Source organism: Chthoniobacterales bacterium, assembly GCA_018883245.1.
Taxonomy (GTDB): domain Bacteria; phylum Verrucomicrobiota; class Verrucomicrobiia; order Chthoniobacterales; family JACTMZ01; genus JACTMZ01.
The window spans coordinates 1-20,064 of the sequence record VEQL01000013.1 but is presented as its reverse complement, the minus strand read 5'-3'; the positions used below and the strand labels follow the sequence as shown (position 1 = coordinate 20,064).

Sequence of the window (20,064 nt, the reverse complement as noted above, 5' to 3'; positions counted from 1 at the left end):
GGGTTCTGCGATGGGTTACGCGGCGCGCGCGGAAGGTTTCAGGCGTTTTCCGCCGCTTTGGTCACGCTGGCCACCGCCGCCTTGTCCATCTCGATCTTAACGTTGTCCGCGACCTTGAGCAGGATGGTGTGCTCCTTGACGTTGGAAACGATTCCGTGGATGCCGGCGCTGGTCACGACCTTGTCGCCGGTCTTGACGCTGGCGATCAGATTCTGGTGTTCCTTTTGTTTCTTTTGCTGCGGCCGGATGAGGAGGAAATAGAACAGCACCGCGATGATGATGAGCGGCATGAATTGGAACAAAACCGGCGGCTGCTCCGGCGCGGCTTGTGCGAGAAAAAGCGGCAAATTCATAGAACTTTCCAACGTATGCGAGGCGCCCGCGTGTTCCAAGGAATTTGCGGGGCGGTTTTTCGGGCTTTGCGCCCGCGGGGGCGGCGGGTAGTAAAACAGCCCCGATGACGGACCTCCGCATTCCCGGCTGGGATTTGCTGCGCCGCGGCAAGGTCCGCGACATCTACGTTTCAGACGATCGCGCCCTTGTGGTCGCCTCGGACAGGTTGTCGGTGGCCGAACGCGTCCTGCCCGACCCGATCCCGGGGAAGGGCCGGGTTGTCACCGCACTGTCGGCTTTTTGGTTCCAGCGGCTGGATTTCGCACCGAGCCATTTCGTCACCGCGGATTTCGCGGCCTTTCCGGCCGACCTGAAAAAGTTCGAGGAGGCTTTGTCCGGGCGGTCGATGCTTTGCCTGAGGACGCGGCCTTTGCCGGTGGAATGCGGGGCATGCGGTTATCTTTCCGGAGCCGCGTGGGCCGAATACCGCCAGCGGGGCACGGTGGGCGGACACGAATTGCCGCGGGGGCTGCGCGAAGCCTCCAAGTTGCCGAAACCGGTTTTCACGGCCGCGCGCCGTTCGGCCGACGGACGCGAGGAGCCGGTCGCGTGGGACCAGTGCCGGCGTTTGCTCGGCGACGATCTTGCCTTGCAGGTTCGCGAGGCTTCGCTGGAGATTTACGAATACGGGTGCGTGCAGGCGGCGCACGCCGGCGTGATCGTGGCCGACACGAAGTTCGAGTTTGCCCTGCGCGGCGAGGAGTTGGTGCTGGCCGGCCATTGCATGACGCCCGACTCTTCCGGTTTCTGGCCGGCCGATCGTTGGGAGCCGGGAGTCCACCCGCCGAGTTTCGACAAACAATTCGTGCGCGACTATCTCGCGGAATCGGGTTGGACCCCGGACGATCCTCCGCCGCATCTGCCGGCCGATGTCATCGAACGCACGGCGGCCAAATACCGCGAAGCCTACGAGCGCCTCGTCCTGGGGCGGCGACCGTCGTGACCGGGGAAATCGAAGAGTTTATCCTGCACTTGGCCACCGAGCGCGGTCTCTCCGACAATTACCAGCTCAGCACGCGGTCCTCGCTCGAGCTTTTTGCCGGATGGGCCGGCGGCGAAGCGCAGGTTGGGTCATGGTCGAAGGTGACGCCCGAGCAGATCGGCGGATTCCTCGGTTGGCGCAAACGCGCCGGCATGTCGGCCGCCACCATCAGGCTGCACGCCGTGGCCTTGCGGGTTTTCTTCCGCTTCCTCGTGAAACGCGGGGTGCTCGCCTCCGATCCCACCGAATTCCTCGGCATTCCGAAAATCGAGGCCTATCTGCCGGAGACGCTCTCGCGCGACGAAGTGGGGCGTCTGCTCGCCGCCGCGGGGGGAAAAACGCCGCTGGAATTGCGCGACCGCGCCATCCTCGAATTGCTCTATGCCAGCGGGCTGCGCGTCTCGGAACTTTGCAATGCGCGGTTGGAGAATCTCGACCTCGACAAGGGTTTTATCCGCGTCGTCGGCAAAGGCAACAAGCAGCGGCTTGTTCCTGTCGGCGCCGCGGCGCGCGAGGCGGTCGGGCGCTACCTGACTTCCGGACGCCCGGAACTGGTCGGCAAAAAGACCGGCGGGGAAGTGTTCCTTTCCGTTCGCGGGCGCAAGCTGACCAACCAGCGCATCTGGCAACTGGTTGTGGCCTTGGGCAAGCGGGCCGGTTTGGAAAAAAACATCCATCCCCACACGCTGCGTCATTCGTTCGCCACGCACCTGCTCGAGGGTGGCGCGGATCTGCGCATCATCCAGGAGATGCTCGGTCACGCCGATATTTCGACCACGCAGATCTACACGCACGTGGACACGCGGCAGTTGCACAAAGCCCACCGGCAGTTCCACCCGCGCGCGCGGAAATGACCCGCGCGTGGCGTCAGCCCAGTGTGACTTTCTGCGCGAAACGGTGCGAAGGCGCGTCCTCGTGCCGCTGCAGCAGCTCGAAATCCACCATGGTGTAAACGTAGCGGCCGCGCCGGCGGAGCAAACGGCCGTCCCGACCCGGCCGCACGATGAGATGGCGCGGTTTGTTGTCGAGCACGCGGTAGCCCAGCCGCGAAAGGGTGTGGTTGGAATCGCGTGCCAGATCGACGAGCCCCGCCTTGCTCAACATCCCGCGGTCGAAGGCCTCCTCGGCGTCGATGCCATCGACCCACGCGAATATCTCGATGTAGTCGCGACCGATATCGAGGGCGATGGCGCCCAGGCCGTTGTCAAATTGTTCGCGGGCCATCACGCGCGCATGCGAGCGGAAAATGTCCGGGTGCCGCCCGGTTTGCCACAGCGGGTATTTTTCCGGCGGCGAGTAAATCGCCAGGGGAACCTTCGTGCGCAGGCGGCGGACGCCGTGGTTGAAGACGTCGTTGCGCAGTTCGCTGATGAGTCCGAATTCGTCGAACGGACCGAGAAAGCGCGCCTTGGCCACGGCCTCGCCCGGCATGGAATCGAGAAATTCGTCCGGAATGAACAAAGGCACGTCTTGCGCGACGCGGGAAAATTTCACCACAAGGTCGCGGGGCGGAAGCCCGGGGGGCGCGCTGCGGACGCGATAAACGGTGCCGGTGCTCCCCGCGAGGCGTTCGCCGGTGACGGCCAAGCTCGCCGCGTCCCACCAACGCTGCGGCAGCAGGTAATCGCGCCACGGCCAAGCGTGGCGCATGATATACAACTCGCCGCCGTCCTGCTGCGGGCAGAGCGCGTAGTCCACGCCGAAAACGCGCGCCCGATCTTCGGGCGGAAGGATGTGAAACGGCGGGCGCTCCTCGTCGAAGACGCGCGGACGATCCGCGGGTGCGCTCACCGGCCGCCGGGGAATGCGCCCGCGGGCACCTCGGTGTAGCCGTAGGGGCCGACAGGCATGCCCACGTAGTAAAGCCGTCTGCTGGCAACTTTGCCCGTGGCCGTGTCAAAAATCATCACCGGACGCCCGCCGCCGGTCGGCTGGGCCGAGACGGTGTCCACGAGAATGTAGCGCGGGATATTTTGCGCTCCGCGCTGGCGTGCGCGCTCGACGAGCATCTGCCCCCGCTGCTCGGCGAGAAGGCGCTGGTCGCGGCCGACCGACATGTTGGTCGCGGCCACGGCGAGTGCTCCTGCGCCTGCCGCTGCACCCAGCGAGATCGGAACGGCGGAGCCGGCGGGCACGCCGGTCGTGCCCAGGGCGATCCCTGTCGCGGCCCCTGCAAGTCCGGCCGCCAGGAGGCCGGCCTCCGTTGCGCTGAAGTTCTCGCAGCCGGAGGTGCCGAGGGCGCCGAGCGTTGCGATGGTGATGCCGAACCGGGAGAATTTCTTCACGGGGCTTTCCATAATGCATCCGCGGGAATGTGCAAGTCCCGACGGACAACCTTTGCACCGGGCGCCAAAATGTTTATTTTCTGCAGCCATGCAAATTACCAATGATCAACGGGAGAAGGTCGCCGCGTGGGTGTCGGAGGGCGCCTCGCTGGCCGATGTGCAGCGCCGTTTGAAGGACGAGTTTGGCGTTTCGCTCACCTACATGGATGTGCGTTTCCTCGTCGATGACTTGAAGCTCGAGATCAAGGAACAGCCGCGGCAAAGCGAGGCGGTCGAGCGTCTGGCCGCGGCCAAAACCCAGGGCGAGGGCGAGCGTGCCGGTGCGGCGCCGGGTGGTGTGCGGGTGACGATGGACGCCATCACCAAACCGCAGGCACTGGCCAGCGGCAAAGTGACATTTTCCGACGGCGAGACCGCGGAGTGGATGCTCGACCACTCCGGCCGTCTGGCGCTCAATCCTTCCAAGCCCGGCTATCGCCCGACGCAACCGGACATCATGGCGTTCCAGCAGGAATTGCAGCGCGTGGCCCAGGGTTTCTGAGCGACCGGCGCTCAGGCCCATGCAGCGCCGCCACGTGATGGTTTTGGGATAGGTCCTACTCCATCACCGCATTGAACCACGACTCATAGCGGTCGTCCTGCGCCTGCCGCCGCATGTATTGGCGGTTCTGGTAGGAATCCCACTTCTGGTTCCGGTGATAGAGGTTCCGCTGCAACACGTAGTCCGGATCTTGATACGGATCTTGATTGGCGCAGCCGGTTATTCCGGCCGCGAGGACAACGGGAAGAAGCGCTTTCATCGTGTGCAATCGTAGGCGGGTCAGCCGGCCTTTGTGAAGTCCAGCGAAGCAAGGCGCTTGGCCGCTTCCTGTGCGCGTTCGCGGCTGTTGAAGGCGGAGATGCGGAAATAACCTTCGCCCGCCGCGCCGAAGCCGCTGCCAGGGGTCGTCACGATGTTGGCCTCGCGCAAGAGAAAGTCGAACATCGTCCAACTGGCGACGCCTTCGGGTCCGCGCACCCAGATGTAAGGCGCATCGACGCCGCCATAAACTTTGAGTCCGGCGCCGGCCACCGCCTCCCGCAGGATGCGCGCGTTTTCCATGTAAAAATCGACCAGCGCATCGACTTGCTGGCGCCCGTTGGGCGAATAGATCGCTTCGGCCGCGCGCTGCACCGGATAGGACACGCCGTTGAATTTCGTCGTGTGATTGCGCAGCCAGAGCGGATGGATCGGCTTGCTCTCGCCACCGCGGGTGCGTGCGTGGAGCGACTTCGGAACGACGGTGAACGCGCAGCGCAGGCCGGTGAACCCGCCGTTTTTCGAAAAGCTGCGGAACTCGATGGCGCACTCGCGTGCGCCTTCGATTTCGTAGATCGAGTGCGGCACGCCGGGCGTGCGCACGTAGGCTTCGTAAGCCGCGTCGAAAAGAATCACGGCCTTGTGCTTGCGCGCGTATTCGACCCACTTGGCGAGCTGATCGCGCTTGGCCACCGCGCCCGTCGGGTTGTTCGGGTAGCAAAGATAAATCAGATCGACGGCTTCCTTGGGGATCGTCGGAACAAATCCGTTCTCCGCGGTGCAGGGAAGGTAAACGAGCCCCGCATACGCGCCTTTCTCGTCCGCATCGCCAGTGTTGCCGACCATCACGTTCGTATCCACATAGACCGGATAGACCGGATCCATCACCGCGATGCGGTTGCCCGGACCGAAGATGTCGAGGATGTTGCCGCAGTCGCACTTCGATCCGTCGGACACGAAAATTTCGTCGTCTTCCACCTCAAGCCCGCGGTCGCGGAAGTCGTGCTGCGCGATGGCGTGGCGCAGGAAGTCGTAGCCTTGCTCGGGTCCGTAGCCGCGGAATGTGTCGCGGTGCGCCATTTCGTCCACCGCTTTGTGCAGCGCTTCGATGCACGCGGCGGGAAGCGGTTCGGTCACGTCGCCGATCCCGCAGCGGATGATTTTTGCCGCCGCGTCCGGGTGCGCTTCACCGAAAGCTTTTACACGCCGCGCGATCTCGGGAAAAAGGTAGCCGGCTTTGAGTTTGAAATAGTTTTCGTTGAGGTAGGCCATGGGAAAGAAACGCGGAGTTTAGATTTTAGAACGATGAAGTCAAAGATCTGAGTCGGTATCGGATCGGCGAAAGGCCGCAGCCTGCGTCAGCCGAGCACGGCCGCGTGGCAGGAGAATCCCGCGCCGAAGGCCGTGAGCGATCGCGGCCCGCGGTGGGGCGTTTCGTGCTCCATATCGATTTCCAGCGCGAGAAGAACGCTCGGCGAGGAGCAGTTGCCGAACCGGCGCATGGCCTCGCGGCTGGATTGCATGCAGTGGTCGGGCAACGTTGCCGCAATTGCGTCGAGGACGTCACGCCCGCCCGGATGGGTGATGAGTTTCGGCGGACCGTCGTGCCCGGGGTGATCGCCGACAAGTTTTCCGACCGCGGCCGCGGCTATGGCGGGAACGCTGCGGTCGAGCCGGTTGCGAAGGTATCCGCCATCGTTGACGAACCGGATGGCCTCGCGGTGCTCTGGCCGATGCACCGAGACAAAGTTGCCGATGCGCGGCCCCCTTGCATCTGCCGACCACACCGCCGCACTCGCGGCATCGCCGAACAGGCAGAGCGAAATAAGCACGCCGGGATCGTCGGCCACGAAGAATGCCGCCGAGCAAATTTCCACGGCAACGGTGGCGACGACGTGCGACGGGTTCGCCGCGATGTGTGCGGCCGCCGCGCGAAGCGTGGGAATAGCCGCGCCGCAACCAAGTCCCACGACATCGTGCAGGACTGCGTCCGCGCGCATACCGAGTTGCTCCGCCACATGGCTCGAGGGTCCGGGGCAGAGGTATCCCGTGCACGAACAGAGGAACAGGGCGTCCAGGTCGGCGGCGCGCAGTCCGGCGCGTTGCAGTGCTGCGGCAAGCGCTTGGACCGCGAGTCGCGGAGCCTCTTTCTCGTAGTGCCGAGAAAGGCTGCCTGCATCCATCGCGAAGAGCGCCTCGGGATCGGCGGTGGCGAAATGCCGCGTGTCGATGCCTGACGGACCGCACAAGATTTTCTCGAGAAGTCCGCGCGACGAGGTGCGCAACGCGCGCACGGACTTGCACTTTCTCAAAATCTCCCAGACGTCGTGCTGCGTGAAACGTGCCGGTGGAACGGCGCTGGCAAGGGAAGCGAGGCGCATCAGTGGTGGGTGAGCCGGTAAAGTGCGTCGAATGGCAACGCACGCCAAGCGCACAAAATGCCGAGCACGGACGAACCCCACGGATGAAGCAGGACCGGATGCAGTGCGCACGCCACGGCCACGCGCCGACCGAAACGGCAACGGTCGGCGGCAAGGAAAGCGCGGCGAGTGGACGTCCATGACGCGCGTTCAGTGGCCCAGCTTTCCAACGGGCCCGCGGCAACAACGCCGCGCTCGAGCGCCATGGCCATGCCATGACCGGTGAAAGGCGGGATCATCGCATGACGGTCACCTAGCGGAAGCGCGGGAGTCGAATGTTCTTCCGCAGGCCGTCGTCCGAAGCGCGGCAGCACGCACGATGCGGTGGAGCCGTCCACGACATCCGCCGCATCGACACGATCGGCCAGTCGGCCGAGGCCGGCGCGGCGCAAAGCCCCGGTCATGCCGCCTCCGCCCTTGACCAAGTCCCGATTGAACAATCCGCAAACGTTCCGCGCGCCGGATTCGATGCGCGAAACACCCGCGTAAGCTCCATTGCCGAGGTGCATCTCGAGATCCGGACCATCCGGCCACCCTCGCACGTGGAGCTTGAGGCCGACCCATCGCGGTGTGCCGTGTGCGGGCGAGCCGGTCGCCAGCACGTCACCCTCTGCGGCCGCGGCGGTATCGACGCGCGATCCGGTGACAAGATCACCACCCATCGCCACGAAACGTTCGGCCAAGGCCCGGTCCAGTGCATGCCTCGAAATTCCCGGTGCCGGTGCGGGCAGCGTGCACTCGTAAATATGCCGCCCGCCGCGGAACCACGTGGTTGCGCGAAGCGAGGGGGCTCCTGTTCGCTGCAAGATTTCTTCGAGCCCCAAAACGTCGGCGACTTCGGGATCAAGTCCGCCCAAGAATTCGCCGCAAACTTTTTGCCGTGGATAAGACATCGCCTCGTGCACGACTGCCGGCACGCCGCGCGCGCGAAGGGCGATGCCGAGGGCGAGGCCGGAGAGTCCTCCGCCGAGGATACGCACCGTTCTCATCTCGTGCCGCCCGTCGCACGTAGAGCGGTCATTTCATACGCCCCGAAAAGCGTGTGGCGCACACGGACGCGCCAATTTTTATCCAATCCGAGTGCCTGCGGAAGTTCGCTGTGCAGAAAACCGGCGCGGATGCTCACGGCCATGTCATGACGGGTGATCGGGTGCAGCCCGAGCGGAAGAAGCAAGTGTCGCATCCACGCCCGGTGCCGGGCCGGTTCGCGGCAGATGATGACACGGGCTGACGCGAGGAATGCTGCCGCCCCGGCGCGCAACTCGGCATCGTCGAAGTGGTGGAAAAACAAGTTGGCGACAACCACGTCAGGCGCGTGGCGCGCACAGGATTCGCGCCAGTCGCCTTGGATCCATTCAAACTCCAGCCCGCCCGGCCAGTCGTGCGGCGGCGGTGCAAGATCCAACGCCGAATACCGGCTGCCGGATGCGTTTCTGATAACGTCCCTTGCGCGCAAGGCGAGCGATCCGTCGCCGGCGCCCAATTCAACCACACGGTCATCCGGTTGCACCAATCGCTGCAGTGCGCTCCGGATCCATCGGTGGTTTCCCATGATCGCATTGATCCGGCGCAAGTCCCGCCTCGCCTCGCGAACGCCCTCGGCGTCGGGCGGAAGGTTGTCGAGAATCTCAGGCTCGACCCTGCGCGCCGATTTGCGTGGGGGAATTCCCGGGGTCATCGCGATGAGCGCACCAAACTTGCCGCTACAGTGCGCAGCGGATGGATAACCTCGAAGAAGTCAAACTTCCGGAAATCGGTAGCCGTGGTGCAGAGGCGGCGCACGCCGTGCTTGCGGAGAATTGTCGCGACGTGGGCGTCAGGAACGAGATTGCCCGCGGTGAGGGCGTCGGCCAGGTCGAGGGTGGTTTGCATGATGGCTGGTGCAAAATCAAAAAAGATCTGATGTCACAATGGCGCCCCAGAAGCTGCCATCGATTGCCGGAGCGGAGACCGCGGGCTTTGTCGTCCAGGACAGTGCCGGTCGCTTACGCATTTATTCGCCGAGGGCCTCGGCCACGGCGCGTTGGAAAACTTTCTCGTCCGGAGCGATGCCCGTCCAACGTTCGAAGATCTGCATGGCCAACTGCACGAGCATTTCCACGCCGTCCACGATGCGGCAACCGTGCTCGCGTGCCGTGAGCAGGAAAGGAGTGAGTCTCGGGTTGGTGATGACATCGACGGCCGTGCAGTCGTTGGGCACCGTATCCCAACGCACCGGCACGGGCTCCAGTTCGGGCGCGCAGCCCAGATGGGTCGCGTTCATCAGCAGGGTGGTTCCTGCCGGCAATTCGACTTCCTTTTGCCAGGGTTGCCAATCGCAGGGGATGCCGCTGGCGCGTTGCACCAGTCCGGCGACCTCGCGTCCCTGCTCTTCGCGGCGCGTCACCAGCGTCATCTTTGCGGCGCCGGCCCAGGCGATCTCCACGGCCATGGCGCGCCCGGCGCCGCCCGCGCCGAGCATGACCACGTGCTGGCCGCGCAGGGGCACCACTTTTTCGATGGCTTTGACCACGCCCTTGCCGTCGTTGTTGTGACCGACCAAACGCCCTTTCTCGATGGTCACGTAATTGGCCGCGCCGATCGCTTTCACATCGTCGTCGATTTCATCAAGCATCGGCATCACCGCGACTTTGTAGGGAACGGTGATGGTAAAACCGCGGTAGCCGAGAGGCGCCAAAGCGGGGACGGCCAAGGCGAGAGCGGACTCCGAGGCGATGTTGCTTTTCCAGAATTGCCAGGGCAACCCGTAGTGCGCGTAAACGGCGTCGAACATGCGGTCGATCGGGTTCTCGGCCACCGGATGACCGAGCATGCCTGTCATTTGCTTTTGCGGAGGAATCATCGGGTCACTCTATAGGCGGCGTGGCTGCGACCAAAGAAAAAGCCCGGGGCGGTAGGCCACGGGCTTTTTTTGCGGTGAGTTGATCGGGCGCGGATTACAGCGCGGCGAGGTAGTTTTTCTCGGCTTGGTCCCAGTTGACCGTGCTCCACCAGGCTTTGAGGTAATCGGGGCGTCGGTTTTGGTAGTTGAGGTAGTAGGCGTGCTCCCAGACGTCGCAGCCGATGACGGGTTTCCCTTCCACCCCGGCGACGGCTTTGCCCATGAGCGGGCTGTCCTGGTTCGCGGTCGAGACCACTTCAAGTTCGCCCTTGTTGACGACGAGCCAGGCCCAGCCGCTGCCGAAGCGTGTGGCGCCGGCTTTTTCAAAAGCCTCTTTGAAAGCGTCGTAGCTGCCGAACTTCGCTTTGATCGCTTCGGCCAGCTTGCCTTTGGGTTCGCCGCCGGCATTCGGACCCATGATGGTCCAGAAGAACGTGTGGTTGGCATGGCCACCGGCGTTGTTGCGCACGGCGGTGCGGACGGCTTCCGGCACGGCGGAAAGGTCGGCGATCAATTCATCGACCGGTTTGGCGGCGAGGGCCGGATGGTCTTTCAGCGCGTTGTTCGCGTTGGTGATATACGCCTGATGGTGCTTGTCGTGGTGGATCTCCATCGTGCGCGCGTCGATATGGGGTTCGAGTGCGTTGTTTGCGTAGGTGAGAGGTGGTAGTTCGTAGGCCATAGGTTTTCGTGTTGTTTTTCGGGAGAGACTTTTAGCCAGCCCTCATGCAGGGGGCAAGCGCAGGCGCCGGGGGTGTCGGGGCGTCAATCCTCCTGCTCGAGCAGTTTGCCGTCGCGTATGTGCAGGACGCGGTCGCCGCGGGCGGCGAGTCCGGTGTCGTGGGTGACCGCCAAAAGCGTGGTGCCGTGTTCGCGGACCAACCCGAGCAGCAGGTCGATGACTTCGCCTCCCGTGCGGGAGTCGAGGTTGCCGGTGGGCTCGTCGGCAAAAAGCATCCCGGGCTTGTTGACGAGCGCGCGGGCGATGGCCACGCGCTGCTGCTCGCCGCCGCTCAACTCGGACGGAAGGTGCCCCGCCCGCGCGCCGAGACCGACCTGCTGCAACAATGCGGCGGCGCGATCACGGTCGGGTTTGCCGCCGATGAGGCCCGGCAGTGCGACGTTTTCCAGCGCGGTCAGTTCGGGCAGCAGGGCGTAGCTTTGAAAGACGAAGCCCATGCGCGTGTTGCGGAGTGCGGCTTGCCGCGAGGCGGATGCGCGGTAAAGGTCCTCGCCCTCGAATTTCACCTCACCGCACGTCGGGCGTTCGAGTCCGGCCAGCGTGTAAAGCAGGGTGCTTTTGCCCGCGCCGGATGCACCGCAGAGAAAGACGGTCTCGCCGCGCTTCACGGTGAGGTCCACACCGCGCAGGATCTCGAGTTCGGAAGATGCGAGCCGGAAGGCTTTGTGGAGCCCGCGGGCGTGCAGGTGGATGTCGTCCGGCATTGCGGCGGCGTTCAACCCGCCGCCGGGGGCGTGGTGGTGTGGCGGATATCCACAGCCGAGGTCGCAAAAACCGCGTCCTCCGCGATGTTGGTCGCGTGGTCGCCGATGCGCTCGATGATGCGGGCAACAAAGATAAGGTCGAGGTATTGCGTAATGCGGGCCGTATCCGAGGACATCCGGGCGGTGAGGTCGCCGATCATTTTGTGGTGGAGTCCGTCCAGGTCGCGGTCGCGCGGCTTGAGGGTGCGGGCCAGCGTCTCGTCGCGGTCGGCGAAGCTGCGCACACTTGCGCGGAAAAGCTCCAGGGCCATGCGGAACATTTCCTCCAAGGCGGCGGTCTCGGGGAGCGAAGGGGACTGGTTGAGGCGGCGTGCGCGGCGCGCGATGCTCACCGCCTGGTCGGCCACGCGCTCGAGGTCGGTGCCGACTTTCATCGCGGCCACAACCTCACGCAAGTCGCGGGCCATCGGCTGGAACCGCACCATGATCTCCATGCCGTCCTCATCGACATTCTTTTCCAGAACGTCGATCTCGGCGTCGTCCGCGATCACGCCGTTGCAGGCGTCGAGATTCCTTTGGAAGAGGCCTTCACCCGCGCGGACAAGCAGTTTGTCCGTGAGGCTGGCCATCATGAGGACGTGATCGCGCAGTGTTTTGAGCGCGTCGTCGAACCTCGCCAAAATATGTTGGGGAGTGTTGTCCGGCATGGAAGTAAGTTAGGCTCCGGTCGGTGCGGCGAGCAAGCCGCCACGGTCAGAAAATCGCGGCTTCCAGCCGTGCGCGCAGTTCGGTGACCGGGATGCGCTCCTGCTGCATCGAGTCCCGGTGTCGCAGGGTGACAGTGCCGGCTTTCTCCGGCCCGTTTTCCCCGATCGTGTCGAAATCCACGGTGACGCAGAATGGCGTTCCGATCTCGTCCTGCCGGCGGTAGCGGCGCCCGATGGCGCCCGCTTCGTCGTAGAAGACGTTCATGTGACGACGCAACGAGGCTTCGATTTCGCGCGCTTTGGCGACGAGTTCAGGCCGGTTTTTCAGCAGCGGGAAGATGGCGCATTTGACCGGCGCAACGCGGGGGTGCAGGCGCAGCACGGTGCGGGTCTCGGCTTTGCCTTTGTCATCGCTGACGGTTTCCTCGTCGAATGCGGCGGCCAGCACGGCCAAGGCCATGCGGTCGAGTCCGGCCGACGGTTCGATGACGTGCGGCAGGTAGAAGCCTTTGAAAAGTCTTTCCGCGCAAGTCGCGATTTCCTCGCGCGTGGTGTCCGCGCATTTGCGGTTCTCGAACAATTCGTCGATGAATTCTTTTTTCTGTGCGTCGGAGAGTTTGTCGCACGCAGCTTTGAGTTCCTCGTCGAATACCTCCAGAGGTTTGCCGGAGAACTTCTGGTGCTGCGCCAAGTCGAAGTCCCCGCGGGCGGCGATGCCTTCGAGTTCCTCCGTGCCGAAGGGAAATTTGAAAAGGATATCGACCGTGGCGCGGGCGTAATGCGCGAGTTCCTCCGGCTTTTGCCAGTGGTAGTCGAGCACGTCCGTGCCGAGGCCGATTGCGTCGTAATATTTCGTGCGTTGGTCCACCCAGTAACGGTGCCACATGTCCCAGCCCCAGTTCGGGCGCGGGGCGGAGAGGTCCGCGCCTTCGCGCCAAGTCTCGACGTGTCCGTGGATGAGTCGCACGGCGTCATCGGGCCGGATGAAAAATTCGAGCTCCATCTGCTCGAACTCGCGGGAGCGGAACGTGTAATTGCGAGGCGTGATCTCGTTGCGGAAGGCTTTGCCGATTTGCGCGATGCCGAAAGGAACTTTGACGCGCGAGGAGTCCAGGACGTTTTTGAACTGCACGAAAATGGCCTGTGCCGTCTCGGGGCGCAGGTAGGCGAGGTTCTCATCGCTCTCCACCGGTCCGCAATGCGTGCGGAACATGAGGTTGAACGGCCGCGGGGCGGTGAGTTCTCCGCCGCAATGCGGGCACGGCGTCACCAAACCGGTGACGGCCATTTGCTCGGTGGCGAGAAACTTGTAAAGCTCGACAGCATCAGCCGGCCCTTTGCCCTTCTCCGTTTCTTCCGCCAGCCAGGAAATCGTGACATCGGGATTGCGGACAAGCGCGAGGTTGGGCGCAAGTTGTTTGCCTTTGCCTTTGCCCCACTTCAGGAGGTCGGCGGGGTGGAAGCGATTGGTGCCCGGTTCGACAAGCTCCGCGATCGATTGTGTCCACTTCTGCTCGGACATCATCGCCCACCACTGGTCGGCGCGGACAAGCTTCTTGCATTGCTTGCAGGTGCTCATCGGGTCGCTGAACGTGTCCACATGCCCGCTGGCGGTCCATACCGTCGGGTGCATGATGATGCTCGCATCGAGGCCCACGACATCGTCGCGGTCGCGCGTCATCGTGTGCCACCATGAATCCCGCAGGTTGCGTTTGAGTTCCGCTCCCATCGGGCCGTAGTCCCAAAAACCGTTGAGTCCGCCGTAGATTTCTGACGACTGGAAAATGAACCCGCGCCGTTTGCACAGGCTGACGACCTTTTCCATCCGCTGTTGTTGCGCTTCCTTCGACATGAGCGGCCGAATGTAGCGGTCCTGCCGTGCTGCGACACGCGGAAAATCGCGGTCAGAGCGGTTTGAGCCCGGCTTCGATTTCGGCGCGGCGAGGCTCGAGGAAGGGCGGGAGCGAAAGGGCTTCGCCGAGCCGGTCCGAAGGTTCATCCGCGGTGAAGCCGGGTTCGTCGGTGGCGATCTCGATCAGGATGCCGTTCGGCTCGCGAAAGTAGAGGCTGCGGAACCAGAAACGGTTGACGGGTCCGCTGTGGGGAATGCCGGCGTCGGAAAGACGCGCGGCCCAAGCATCGTAGTCTGACAACGTGGTGCGCAGGGCCAGATGATGCACCCCGCCCGCGCCTTGCCGTGCGAACGGTGCGCCGGGTTCCGTCATGACATGCAACTCTTGTGCGGGGCCGCTTGCATCACCGCTTTGGTAAACGCGCGCCTCGCGTCCGGCATGATCGTAGCTGCGGACCGGTTGCATGTTCAGCAATTCGCGGAATACGCGGTCGGTGCGTTCGAGTTTCGGGACGCTGAGCGTGACAGGACCAAGGCCGCGGATCTGGTGTTCCGGCGGCACGGGGCTGCGTGTCCACGGATGCGCTTTGCCATCCGCTTCATCCGCGACGAAGCAGAGCCGCTGGCCTTCGGGATCCTCGAAGTCGAGGACGGCGCGCCCATCGCGCTCCGCGATGCCCTCATGCCGCACGTCGCGGGCACGGAGCCGGTCGTGCCACCATTCGAGGGACGCATTGTTGCCGATGCGCAATCCGGTGCGCGTGATGCCGGGCGTGCCCCGCTGTTCCGGCGCCGCGGGCCAATCGAAAAATGTCAGATCGCTTCCCGGCGTTCCGTTGCCGTCGGCATAGAAAAGATGGTAGGCCGAGACGTCGTCCTGGTTGACGGTCTTTTTCACCAACCGCATGCCGAGGACCTGCGTGTAAAAATGATGGTTCTCCCTCGCGCGGGCGGTGATGGCAGTGACGTGGTGGATGCCGTGGAGTTTCATTTCAGTCGTTCAAGAGCGAAGATGCGGACGTCGAAGCCGTCGGCGTGGCAGGCGTGCTGGGGTTGCGGTGCGAGTGCATCGAACCCGGCGAGCGCGGCGGGAAGCACGGAACACCGGTCGATCTTCGCCTCGCGGAATTCGTAAGGCGCATGGGCGACGGTGCCGCGGCAAAGGTGCGGTCCCCGGGTTGCATAGAGGTGATAGCGCTCGAGCAGGAAAAATTCGAGGCTGCCGGCCGTCGCGCATCGCGTCTCGCCATGCGGGCGCCACGTGTAATGTGCTTCTGCCGAAGTCCCTCGGCGGGTCGAATGGTAATCGATCGTCGGACCGAAATCGGCGCGCATGGTGGAATGCTCGTAGGGCAGGCGGAAAAACGTGCGCGCGGCAAGCACCGCAAGCGGTTGATTGCAGTCCAGGGAGTAAAACCAGACGCCGGGGACTCCATCGTCGTCATGGACATAGGTGCGGACGTTGAGTTCGAGAAAATTCGAAAGCGATCCGGCAGCGGGCAAGCCGGCGGGACGCACGTTGCGCATGGCGAAGGGCACAACACCGATCCAACCGGTTCCGGCGAAAGTGTCGGCGTGCAGTCCGCGCGGAAGGGTGCGCTGGATGTCGTCGCGATCAACGGTCCAATGAAGAAAAAGCAGATTTTCCCATCGCTGGTGCATGACGGGACGGCGTCCGCCGGGGCTGCGGCGTGCCGCTTCGCGTTGCTCTGCGGTCGGACGTTTCATGCGAAAAGCTCGCGGTGGGCGTCGCTGGCAAAGCGGAATGCCGGCAGCGGCGCGTCGATTCCCTTGGAAAGCGCCAGAAATTTGAATGACGTGCCCATGCTTTCCGGGTGAAGAAGCTGGCGCAGGGCGCGCATCTCCTTTGCCGCTGCGGCATCGAGTGGTGACGACGCCATGGGTGGAAATGTGATCGCGGCCAAGGCGGCGAGGGCGTGATGCTGGTCGGTGAATCCGGCGATGCGCAGTCCGCATTTTTCCGCCTCCTCGGCGACCGTCGTGAAATCGACGTGCGCGGTGAGATCCTGTTGGCCCGGAGCGGCGAGGGGATCGGGCGCCCTCTGCTGTTTGCGGTAAGCGGCCAGCGTTCCCTCCGCACGCGCGGGATGAAACCTGGCGCGGCGCGGATGCCCGTAATCGACGAGAAAAATCCATCCGCGTTGCAATTTGTCCGCGACGGTCTCGAGCCAGGGCGCGAGCGAAGGACTCCATTCGGTGCAAAAGCGGCTGTCGCCATCGACCGGCATTTTCTTCGCAGCCTCCAATGCTTCAGCATGCTCGAGAGGAGTTTCGCGGAAGACGAACCGGTCTGCGTCGCAATCGACGCGGCGCTCGAGCCATTTGCCGCCGGTGCGGACGAGAAGTTTGACCGGAAAGGCATCGAGCAATTCGTTGGCGAAGAACACGCCGGTGAAGCGCGGCAAATCTTTTTCGTCCGCCACCCATTGCGTCCGCCCCTGCCAGCGCCGCAGCAACGTTTCTTGAGCCGTGCGGCGGTTGGCGAGCGGTTCGACGATGATGGCGTGCGGACGGAATCCCGGGTGGTTGCGATCGATCGCCGTCAGGATGTCGTCCAAAAGCTGCCCGTCATTAGCGCCTTGTTCGACGAGCGTGAAATCTCCGGGCTCGCCGAGCTCTTTCCACATCCGCGAGAACTGCGCGGCCAGAAGTTTTCCGAAGACCGGCCCGATGCTGACGCTGGTGACAAAGTCGCCGTGTTTCCCGGTGCGCGACGTTCCGGACGCGTAATAGCCGCCTTCCGGGTGATAGAGAGCAACGGACATGAACTCGTCGAAGCCGACGGGACCGTTGCTTTTGATGCGGCGTCGCAGTTCTTCCCCGGGGCCTGCGCAATCCGCGGGGCGAGCGGTCACTCGGTTTGCCCGGTGCGGGCCGGGGATGGCTGTTGCTCGGGTGCCGCGCCGCCGAACGGCTGCAGCGGCACGGCAGCTTGCGCCGGTGACGCGGCGGGCACGGCACGGGGCGCCACAGGTTCCGCGCGGCGCACGGGAACGGCTTCGTCGCCGCCGGCAACGGCCGGTTTGACCGGTTCCGCCCTGCGCACGGTGACTTCGCCCGCGGGTGTGGCCGGCAGGGCACGGGGTATCGCGGGCTCCTGGACAGGGCCGGGTGTTCCGCGCTGGACCGGCACGGCGCGCGCGACCGGCACCTCGACCGGCTTCACAACCGCGGGTGGCTGCACGCGTGCGAGCGAGGAAGAACCGCGTGCGAAACCGGTCCGCTGCAGGTAGGCGGCGTAGTGCTTTTCGGCCTCTTTGACCGCGGCCTCGTTGAGCACGGGAAGTCCGGCGCCGACGTTCAGGTCCGTGGGCGGTTCCAGGCTGAACGTCCCGGCTGTCCCGCTCGACGTGTAGTTGCCGTAAAGCAACGGGACAGCCGTGATGTTGAGGCGTCCGTCGGGCAAAATGCGCGCGTTGATCACGGCGATGAGATCCATCGTCTTGGGAAGCCTGAGATCGAGGCCTGTGGTGAGCGTGCGCTCCGCGGCGGCAGCGTCCTTTTCGGGGGTGGGGAAAACCAATTCCAGAAGGACTTTCGGATTTTCAACCGACTGCGCGAGCGCGACCACGCCCCCGGTGAAAAAGTTTCCCGGCCCGAGCCGGAACGCACCCAACAAATCGTAGGAGCCCACGACGTAAGGGATCAGTTCCTTGTGCTGTTCGTAATTTCGCACGTAACCGCGCTGGAGCCTTTTGTTCTCCGATTCGAGTTGGCGCGGTTGCAACTTCGTGAAGCGGTCGAAGAGCTTGTTCGCGTCGAGGAACTGTCCGCGGGGTGCGGCGGTGAGCGCGAATCGCCGCGGGGCGTCGATTTTGCCGAGCGTGCGAAGGACACGGTAGCTCAGAGCCTCTTCCGGGTGCCCGAAGATGTAGAAACTGCCGATCCAGCAACCCGCGGCAAAGATCGCCAGAAAGATGATGAAGATCGTCCAGCCGAAGAGGCTGTCGCGGCCCGCGGGACCCGGGCGAGTGGAGCGGCCGTTATACATGCGGGTCTCGGGAGGGAACGGCAGGCATTGAGTCGGTCGGTCTGGCCATGTAATGAAGCCGGAATGTCTCTAAACCACGGGACGAAGCCAAGTCAAACGGGAGCCGGGCAGCGTCATGGGTAAGATCCGCGTCCTGCCGGAAGTCGTGGCCAGCCAGGTCGCGGCGGGCGAAGTCGTGGAGCGTCCCGCCTCGGTGCTCAAGGAACTCCTCGAGAACAGCCTCGACGCGGGTGCGCGGCAGATCGAGGTCGAAGTGCGGGGCGCGGGAACCGCGCTCGTGCGCGTGACCGACAACGGATCCGGCATGGACCGCGAGGATGCGCTCATGGCGCTGGAGCGCCACGCGACCAGCAAAATCGCCACCGCAGCGGATCTCGCCTCGGTGCAGATGATGGGATTCCGCGGCGAAGCCGTGCCGAGCATTGCGAGCGTTTCGGAGTTTACCCTGCGCACGCGGACGGAAGGAGCCAGCGCCGGCACCGAGGCGGTGGTGCGCGGGGGCAAATTGGTCGCGGTTCGCGACGCCGGTTGCCCGGTCGGAACGACCATCGAGGTCAAATCGCTTTTCTTCAATGTGCCTGCGCGGAAAAAATTCCTGCGAAGCCACGCCACCGAATCCGCGCATCTCGACCGTGCGGTCGAAAACATCGCGCTGGCGTTTCCGTCGGTGGCGCTCGCCTACGTGCGGGAAGGTCGCGAGATCTACCGGTTGCCGTCCGCCCCGTTGGCCGCGCGGACCGGCGATCTTTTCGGGGCCGAGGATCGCGCGCAGTTCCTCGAGATTGCCCACTTCGAGCGTGATGGTATCCGTGTGAACGGACTCGTCTCGCGTCCGGTGGTGACGCGCGCCGACCGCGGCAGGCAGTTCTTTTTTGTCAACGGGCGTGCGGTCGACAGCGGCTTTCTCGCCGCCGGTTTGCGCGAGGCTTACAGTCAGATGCTCGAGCCGGGTCGGCATCCGTCGGTCGTCTTGCACCTGGAGATCGATCCGCGGGAAATGGACTGCAATGTGCATCCGGCCAAGCGCGAGGTGCGCTTCCGCCGCGGGTCGGCGGTGCGCGATGCGGTGCATGAGGCCGTGGCCGCGGCGCTGCGCGAGGCGCGGGCAGAGTGGTTACGTCCCGTGCAGACGCACATCGCGGCGCGCGTTGCGCGTGCGCCGCAGGTCGACCCGCACAGCAGTCGCCATCAACCCGAACTGCCCCGCAGTCCTGCGGCGCCTCCCGAAATTCGCCCGGCCGAAATGGTGTCGCCCGTTGTGACGTCCGGACCGGCTTCGAGCGTTCCCGCGGAGCGGAGTGCTGCGGCCGGGGAATTCCGGCTCATTGGCCCTCTTGGACCGCGGTATCTGCTGCTCGAAGGAGAAGAGGGAATGGTCATGCTCGATCGCAGCGCGGCCCGGCAGCGCATTCTTTTCGAGCGCCTTCAACTCGGGGTGGATGGCGGGGCCGTCGCCGCGCAGCGCTTGCTCATGCCCGCGGTTTTCGAGCTTCCTCCGCGTTTGCATGAAGCCGTCGCGGAAAATCTGGCCGTTCTCGCCGCCTCCGGTTTCGGCATCGATTTGTTCGGGGGAAATGCGGTCAAAGTCGAGGCCATGCCGGACTTTCTCGCCGGACGCGACCCTCGGAGGGTGGTGGAGGATTTCGCCCAGGATTTCTTGTCCGATGGCGCCGCAAAAAGTCGTGCCTCGCTCGATGACAGCGTGCGGCGCGCGGTGGCGCGTTTGGCCAGGGGCGCACCCGAGCCGTCCGACGAGCGTGCCCAGCATGCGTTGGTTTCCCAGTTGCTCGCGTGTGAGTTGCCCTACTGCGACCCGGATGGCAAACCGGTCATGCTGCAATTTTCCTGGCGCGAGCTGGACCGCAAATTCGGGCGAGCTTGAGCCCCCGCCGCCTTGCCGCGCGCAGCGGGTGCAACTACAACTAGCCCCAATGCCGGACCTGCGCATCGAACCTGCAACGCTCGAAGACCTGCCGCTCATGGCCGAGCTGCTGGCCGATCTTTTTGCCGCAGAACCGGAGTTTACCGCCGACCAAGCCAAGCAGATGCGCGGATTGCGGCTCATCCTCGAGCAACCGAACCGCGGGCGCATCTTTGTCCTGCGCAACAGCACGCGCATCATCGGGATGAGCCACCTTCTCATCACGATCAGCACGGCGGAAGGCGGCGTCGTTCTTCTGCTGGAGGATCTTGTGGTTCATGCCGACCACCGGGGGCAGGGGCATGGCGGACGTCTTCTCAAACACGCCATCGATTTCGCCCGCGAGAAAGGTTTCGTGCGCATCAC

At 64.2% G+C, this 20,064-nt stretch carries 23 protein-coding genes; 5 read left to right on the top strand and 18 right to left on the bottom strand.

Annotated features, from left to right (window positions below; genetic code table 11):
- Positions 1-38: 38 nt before the first annotated feature.
- Complete coding sequence (gene yajC / locus FGM15_06315) at positions 39-353, bottom strand: preprotein translocase subunit YajC (GenBank protein ID MBU3665477.1); 315 nt, start codon at positions 351-353, stop codon at positions 39-41.
- 104 nt (positions 354-457) lie between these two features.
- On the opposite strand from yajC, the gene FGM15_06310 reads away from it, so the two are divergent.
- A complete protein-coding gene (locus FGM15_06310) occupies positions 458-1,336 on the top strand; it encodes a phosphoribosylaminoimidazolesuccinocarboxamide synthase (GenBank protein MBU3665476.1) in 879 nt (292 codons plus the stop codon).
- Positions 1,333-2,229: a site-specific tyrosine recombinase XerD gene (xerD, locus tag FGM15_06305; protein ID MBU3665475.1), complete on the top strand. Its 897-nt coding sequence runs from the start codon at positions 1,333-1,335 to the stop codon at positions 2,227-2,229. Before FGM15_06310 ends, xerD begins: the two co-directional genes overlap by 4 nt.
- 13 nt (positions 2,230-2,242) lie before the next feature.
- Here the strand turns inward: xerD and FGM15_06300 are convergent, their stop codons facing one another.
- Together FGM15_06300 and FGM15_06295 are read right to left on the bottom strand one after the other, a co-directional pair.
- Positions 2,243-3,166 carry a hypothetical protein gene (locus tag FGM15_06300; protein ID MBU3665474.1) on the bottom strand — a complete coding sequence of 308 codons (924 nt, stop codon included), beginning with the start codon at positions 3,164-3,166 and terminating at the stop codon, positions 2,243-2,245.
- On the bottom strand, positions 3,163-3,660 hold the full coding sequence (locus FGM15_06295; GenBank protein MBU3665473.1) for a hypothetical protein: 498 nt from the start codon (positions 3,658-3,660) through the stop codon (positions 3,163-3,165). The genes FGM15_06300 and FGM15_06295 overlap by 4 nt, the downstream gene beginning before the upstream one ends.
- Before the next feature lie 88 nt (positions 3,661-3,748).
- On the opposite strand from FGM15_06295, the gene FGM15_06290 reads away from it, so the two are divergent.
- Positions 3,749-4,201: a hypothetical protein gene (locus tag FGM15_06290; protein ID MBU3665472.1), complete on the top strand. Its 453-nt coding sequence runs from the start codon at positions 3,749-3,751 to the stop codon at positions 4,199-4,201.
- A gap of 55 nt (positions 4,202-4,256) precedes the next feature.
- On the opposite strand, the gene FGM15_06285 is transcribed toward FGM15_06290, so the two are convergent.
- The 15 genes from FGM15_06285 to FGM15_06215 form a co-directional block, all read right to left on the bottom strand.
- The gene (locus FGM15_06285; protein ID MBU3665471.1) at positions 4,257-4,460 is read right to left on the bottom strand and encodes a hypothetical protein; all 204 of its coding nucleotides are present in this window, start codon (positions 4,458-4,460) and stop codon (positions 4,257-4,259) included.
- Positions 4,461-4,480: 20 nt separating this feature from the next.
- Positions 4,481-5,731 (bottom strand): LL-diaminopimelate aminotransferase, encoded by a 1,251-nt coding sequence (locus FGM15_06280; protein MBU3665470.1) that lies wholly within the window; start codon positions 5,729-5,731, stop codon positions 4,481-4,483.
- An 86-nt stretch (positions 5,732-5,817) separates the two neighbouring features.
- Positions 5,818-6,840 (bottom strand): stilbene synthase, encoded by a 1,023-nt coding sequence (locus FGM15_06275; protein MBU3665469.1) that lies wholly within the window; start codon positions 6,838-6,840, stop codon positions 5,818-5,820.
- A complete protein-coding gene (locus FGM15_06270) occupies positions 6,840-7,868 on the bottom strand; it encodes a hypothetical protein (GenBank protein ID MBU3665468.1) in 1,029 nt (342 codons plus the stop codon). Before FGM15_06270 ends, FGM15_06275 begins: the two co-directional genes overlap by 1 nt.
- Positions 7,865-8,557: a class I SAM-dependent methyltransferase gene (locus tag FGM15_06265; GenBank protein ID MBU3665467.1), complete on the bottom strand. Its 693-nt coding sequence runs from the start codon at positions 8,555-8,557 to the stop codon at positions 7,865-7,867. Before FGM15_06265 ends, FGM15_06270 begins: the two co-directional genes overlap by 4 nt.
- Positions 8,554-8,751 (bottom strand): hypothetical protein, encoded by a 198-nt coding sequence (locus FGM15_06260; protein ID MBU3665466.1) that lies wholly within the window; start codon positions 8,749-8,751, stop codon positions 8,554-8,556. Before FGM15_06260 ends, FGM15_06265 begins: the two co-directional genes overlap by 4 nt.
- Positions 8,752-8,872: 121 nt before the next feature.
- Entirely contained in the window at positions 8,873-9,700 is an 828-nt protein-coding gene (locus FGM15_06255; protein MBU3665465.1) for a shikimate dehydrogenase, read from the bottom strand.
- Between the two features lie 115 nt (positions 9,701-9,815).
- The gene (locus FGM15_06250) at positions 9,816-10,442 is read right to left on the bottom strand and encodes a superoxide dismutase (GenBank protein MBU3665464.1); all 627 of its coding nucleotides are present in this window, start codon (positions 10,440-10,442) and stop codon (positions 9,816-9,818) included.
- Positions 10,443-10,525: 83 nt separating this feature from the next.
- Entirely contained in the window at positions 10,526-11,206 is a 681-nt protein-coding gene (locus FGM15_06245; protein MBU3665463.1) for an ABC transporter ATP-binding protein, read from the bottom strand.
- Between the two features lie 11 nt (positions 11,207-11,217).
- The gene (phoU, locus tag FGM15_06240) at positions 11,218-11,913 is read right to left on the bottom strand and encodes a phosphate signaling complex protein PhoU (GenBank protein MBU3665462.1); all 696 of its coding nucleotides are present in this window, start codon (positions 11,911-11,913) and stop codon (positions 11,218-11,220) included.
- 46 nt (positions 11,914-11,959) lie between these two features.
- Positions 11,960-13,765: a glycine--tRNA ligase gene (locus tag FGM15_06235; GenBank protein MBU3665461.1), complete on the bottom strand. Its 1,806-nt coding sequence runs from the start codon at positions 13,763-13,765 to the stop codon at positions 11,960-11,962.
- Positions 13,766-13,817: 52 nt separating this feature from the next.
- A complete protein-coding gene (locus tag FGM15_06230; GenBank protein MBU3665460.1) occupies positions 13,818-14,756 on the bottom strand; it encodes a ring-cleaving dioxygenase in 939 nt (312 codons plus the stop codon).
- Positions 14,753-15,742 (bottom strand): DUF2071 domain-containing protein, encoded by a 990-nt coding sequence (locus FGM15_06225; GenBank protein ID MBU3665459.1) that lies wholly within the window; start codon positions 15,740-15,742, stop codon positions 14,753-14,755. Before FGM15_06225 ends, FGM15_06230 begins: the two co-directional genes overlap by 4 nt.
- Positions 15,490-16,641 (bottom strand): hypothetical protein, encoded by a 1,152-nt coding sequence (locus FGM15_06220; protein MBU3665458.1) that lies wholly within the window; start codon positions 16,639-16,641, stop codon positions 15,490-15,492. The genes FGM15_06225 and FGM15_06220 overlap by 253 nt, the downstream gene beginning before the upstream one ends.
- The gene (locus FGM15_06215) at positions 16,638-17,777 is read right to left on the bottom strand and encodes a hypothetical protein (protein MBU3665457.1); all 1,140 of its coding nucleotides are present in this window, start codon (positions 17,775-17,777) and stop codon (positions 16,638-16,640) included. The genes FGM15_06220 and FGM15_06215 overlap by 4 nt, the downstream gene beginning before the upstream one ends.
- Positions 17,778-17,892: 115 nt before the next feature.
- Here FGM15_06215 and mutL point away from each other — a divergent pair, with 115 nt between their 5' ends.
- Positions 17,893-19,659: a DNA mismatch repair endonuclease MutL gene (gene mutL, locus FGM15_06210; GenBank protein MBU3665456.1), complete on the top strand. Its 1,767-nt coding sequence runs from the start codon at positions 17,893-17,895 to the stop codon at positions 19,657-19,659.
- A gap of 49 nt (positions 19,660-19,708) precedes the next feature.
- The coding region (locus FGM15_06205; protein ID MBU3665455.1) for a GNAT family N-acetyltransferase at positions 19,709-20,064 on the top strand (356 nt) is incomplete at its 3' end.

Coding starts and splice junctions, on each gene's coding strand:
- FGM15_06310 (MBU3665476.1), top strand. CDS start 458: ATGACGGACCTCCGCATTCCCGGCTGGGATTTGCTGCGCCGCGGCAAG.
- FGM15_06215 (MBU3665457.1), bottom strand. CDS start 17,777: ATGTATAACGGCCGCTCCACTCGCCCGGGTCCCGCGGGCCGCGACAGC.
- FGM15_06275 (MBU3665469.1), bottom strand. CDS start 6,840: ATGCGCCTCGCTTCCCTTGCCAGCGCCGTTCCACCGGCACGTTTCACG.
- FGM15_06225 (MBU3665459.1), bottom strand. CDS start 15,742: ATGCGGACTGCGCATCGCCGGATTCACCGACCAGCATCACGCCCTCGC.
- FGM15_06290 (MBU3665472.1), top strand. CDS start 3,749: ATGCAAATTACCAATGATCAACGGGAGAAGGTCGCCGCGTGGGTGTCG.
- FGM15_06270 (MBU3665468.1), bottom strand. CDS start 7,868: ATGAGAACGGTGCGTATCCTCGGCGGAGGACTCTCCGGCCTCGCCCTC.
- FGM15_06255 (MBU3665465.1), bottom strand. CDS start 9,700: ATGACAGGCATGCTCGGTCATCCGGTGGCCGAGAACCCGATCGACCGC.
- FGM15_06260 (MBU3665466.1), bottom strand. CDS start 8,751: ATGCAAACCACCCTCGACCTGGCCGACGCCCTCACCGCGGGCAATCTC.
- phoU (MBU3665462.1), bottom strand. CDS start 11,913: ATGCCGGACAACACTCCCCAACATATTTTGGCGAGGTTCGACGACGCG.
- yajC (MBU3665477.1), bottom strand. CDS start 353: ATGAATTTGCCGCTTTTTCTCGCACAAGCCGCGCCGGAGCAGCCGCCG.
- FGM15_06235 (MBU3665461.1), bottom strand. CDS start 13,765: ATGTCGAAGGAAGCGCAACAACAGCGGATGGAAAAGGTCGTCAGCCTG.
- mutL (MBU3665456.1), top strand. CDS start 17,893: ATGGGTAAGATCCGCGTCCTGCCGGAAGTCGTGGCCAGCCAGGTCGCG.
- FGM15_06245 (MBU3665463.1), bottom strand. CDS start 11,206: ATGCCGGACGACATCCACCTGCACGCCCGCGGGCTCCACAAAGCCTTC.
- FGM15_06265 (MBU3665467.1), bottom strand. CDS start 8,557: ATGACCCCGGGAATTCCCCCACGCAAATCGGCGCGCAGGGTCGAGCCT.
- FGM15_06285 (MBU3665471.1), bottom strand. CDS start 4,460: ATGAAAGCGCTTCTTCCCGTTGTCCTCGCGGCCGGAATAACCGGCTGC.
- FGM15_06280 (MBU3665470.1), bottom strand. CDS start 5,731: ATGGCCTACCTCAACGAAAACTATTTCAAACTCAAAGCCGGCTACCTT.
- FGM15_06230 (MBU3665460.1), bottom strand. CDS start 14,756: ATGAAACTCCACGGCATCCACCACGTCACTGCCATCACCGCCCGCGCG.
- FGM15_06250 (MBU3665464.1), bottom strand. CDS start 10,442: ATGGCCTACGAACTACCACCTCTCACCTACGCAAACAACGCACTCGAA.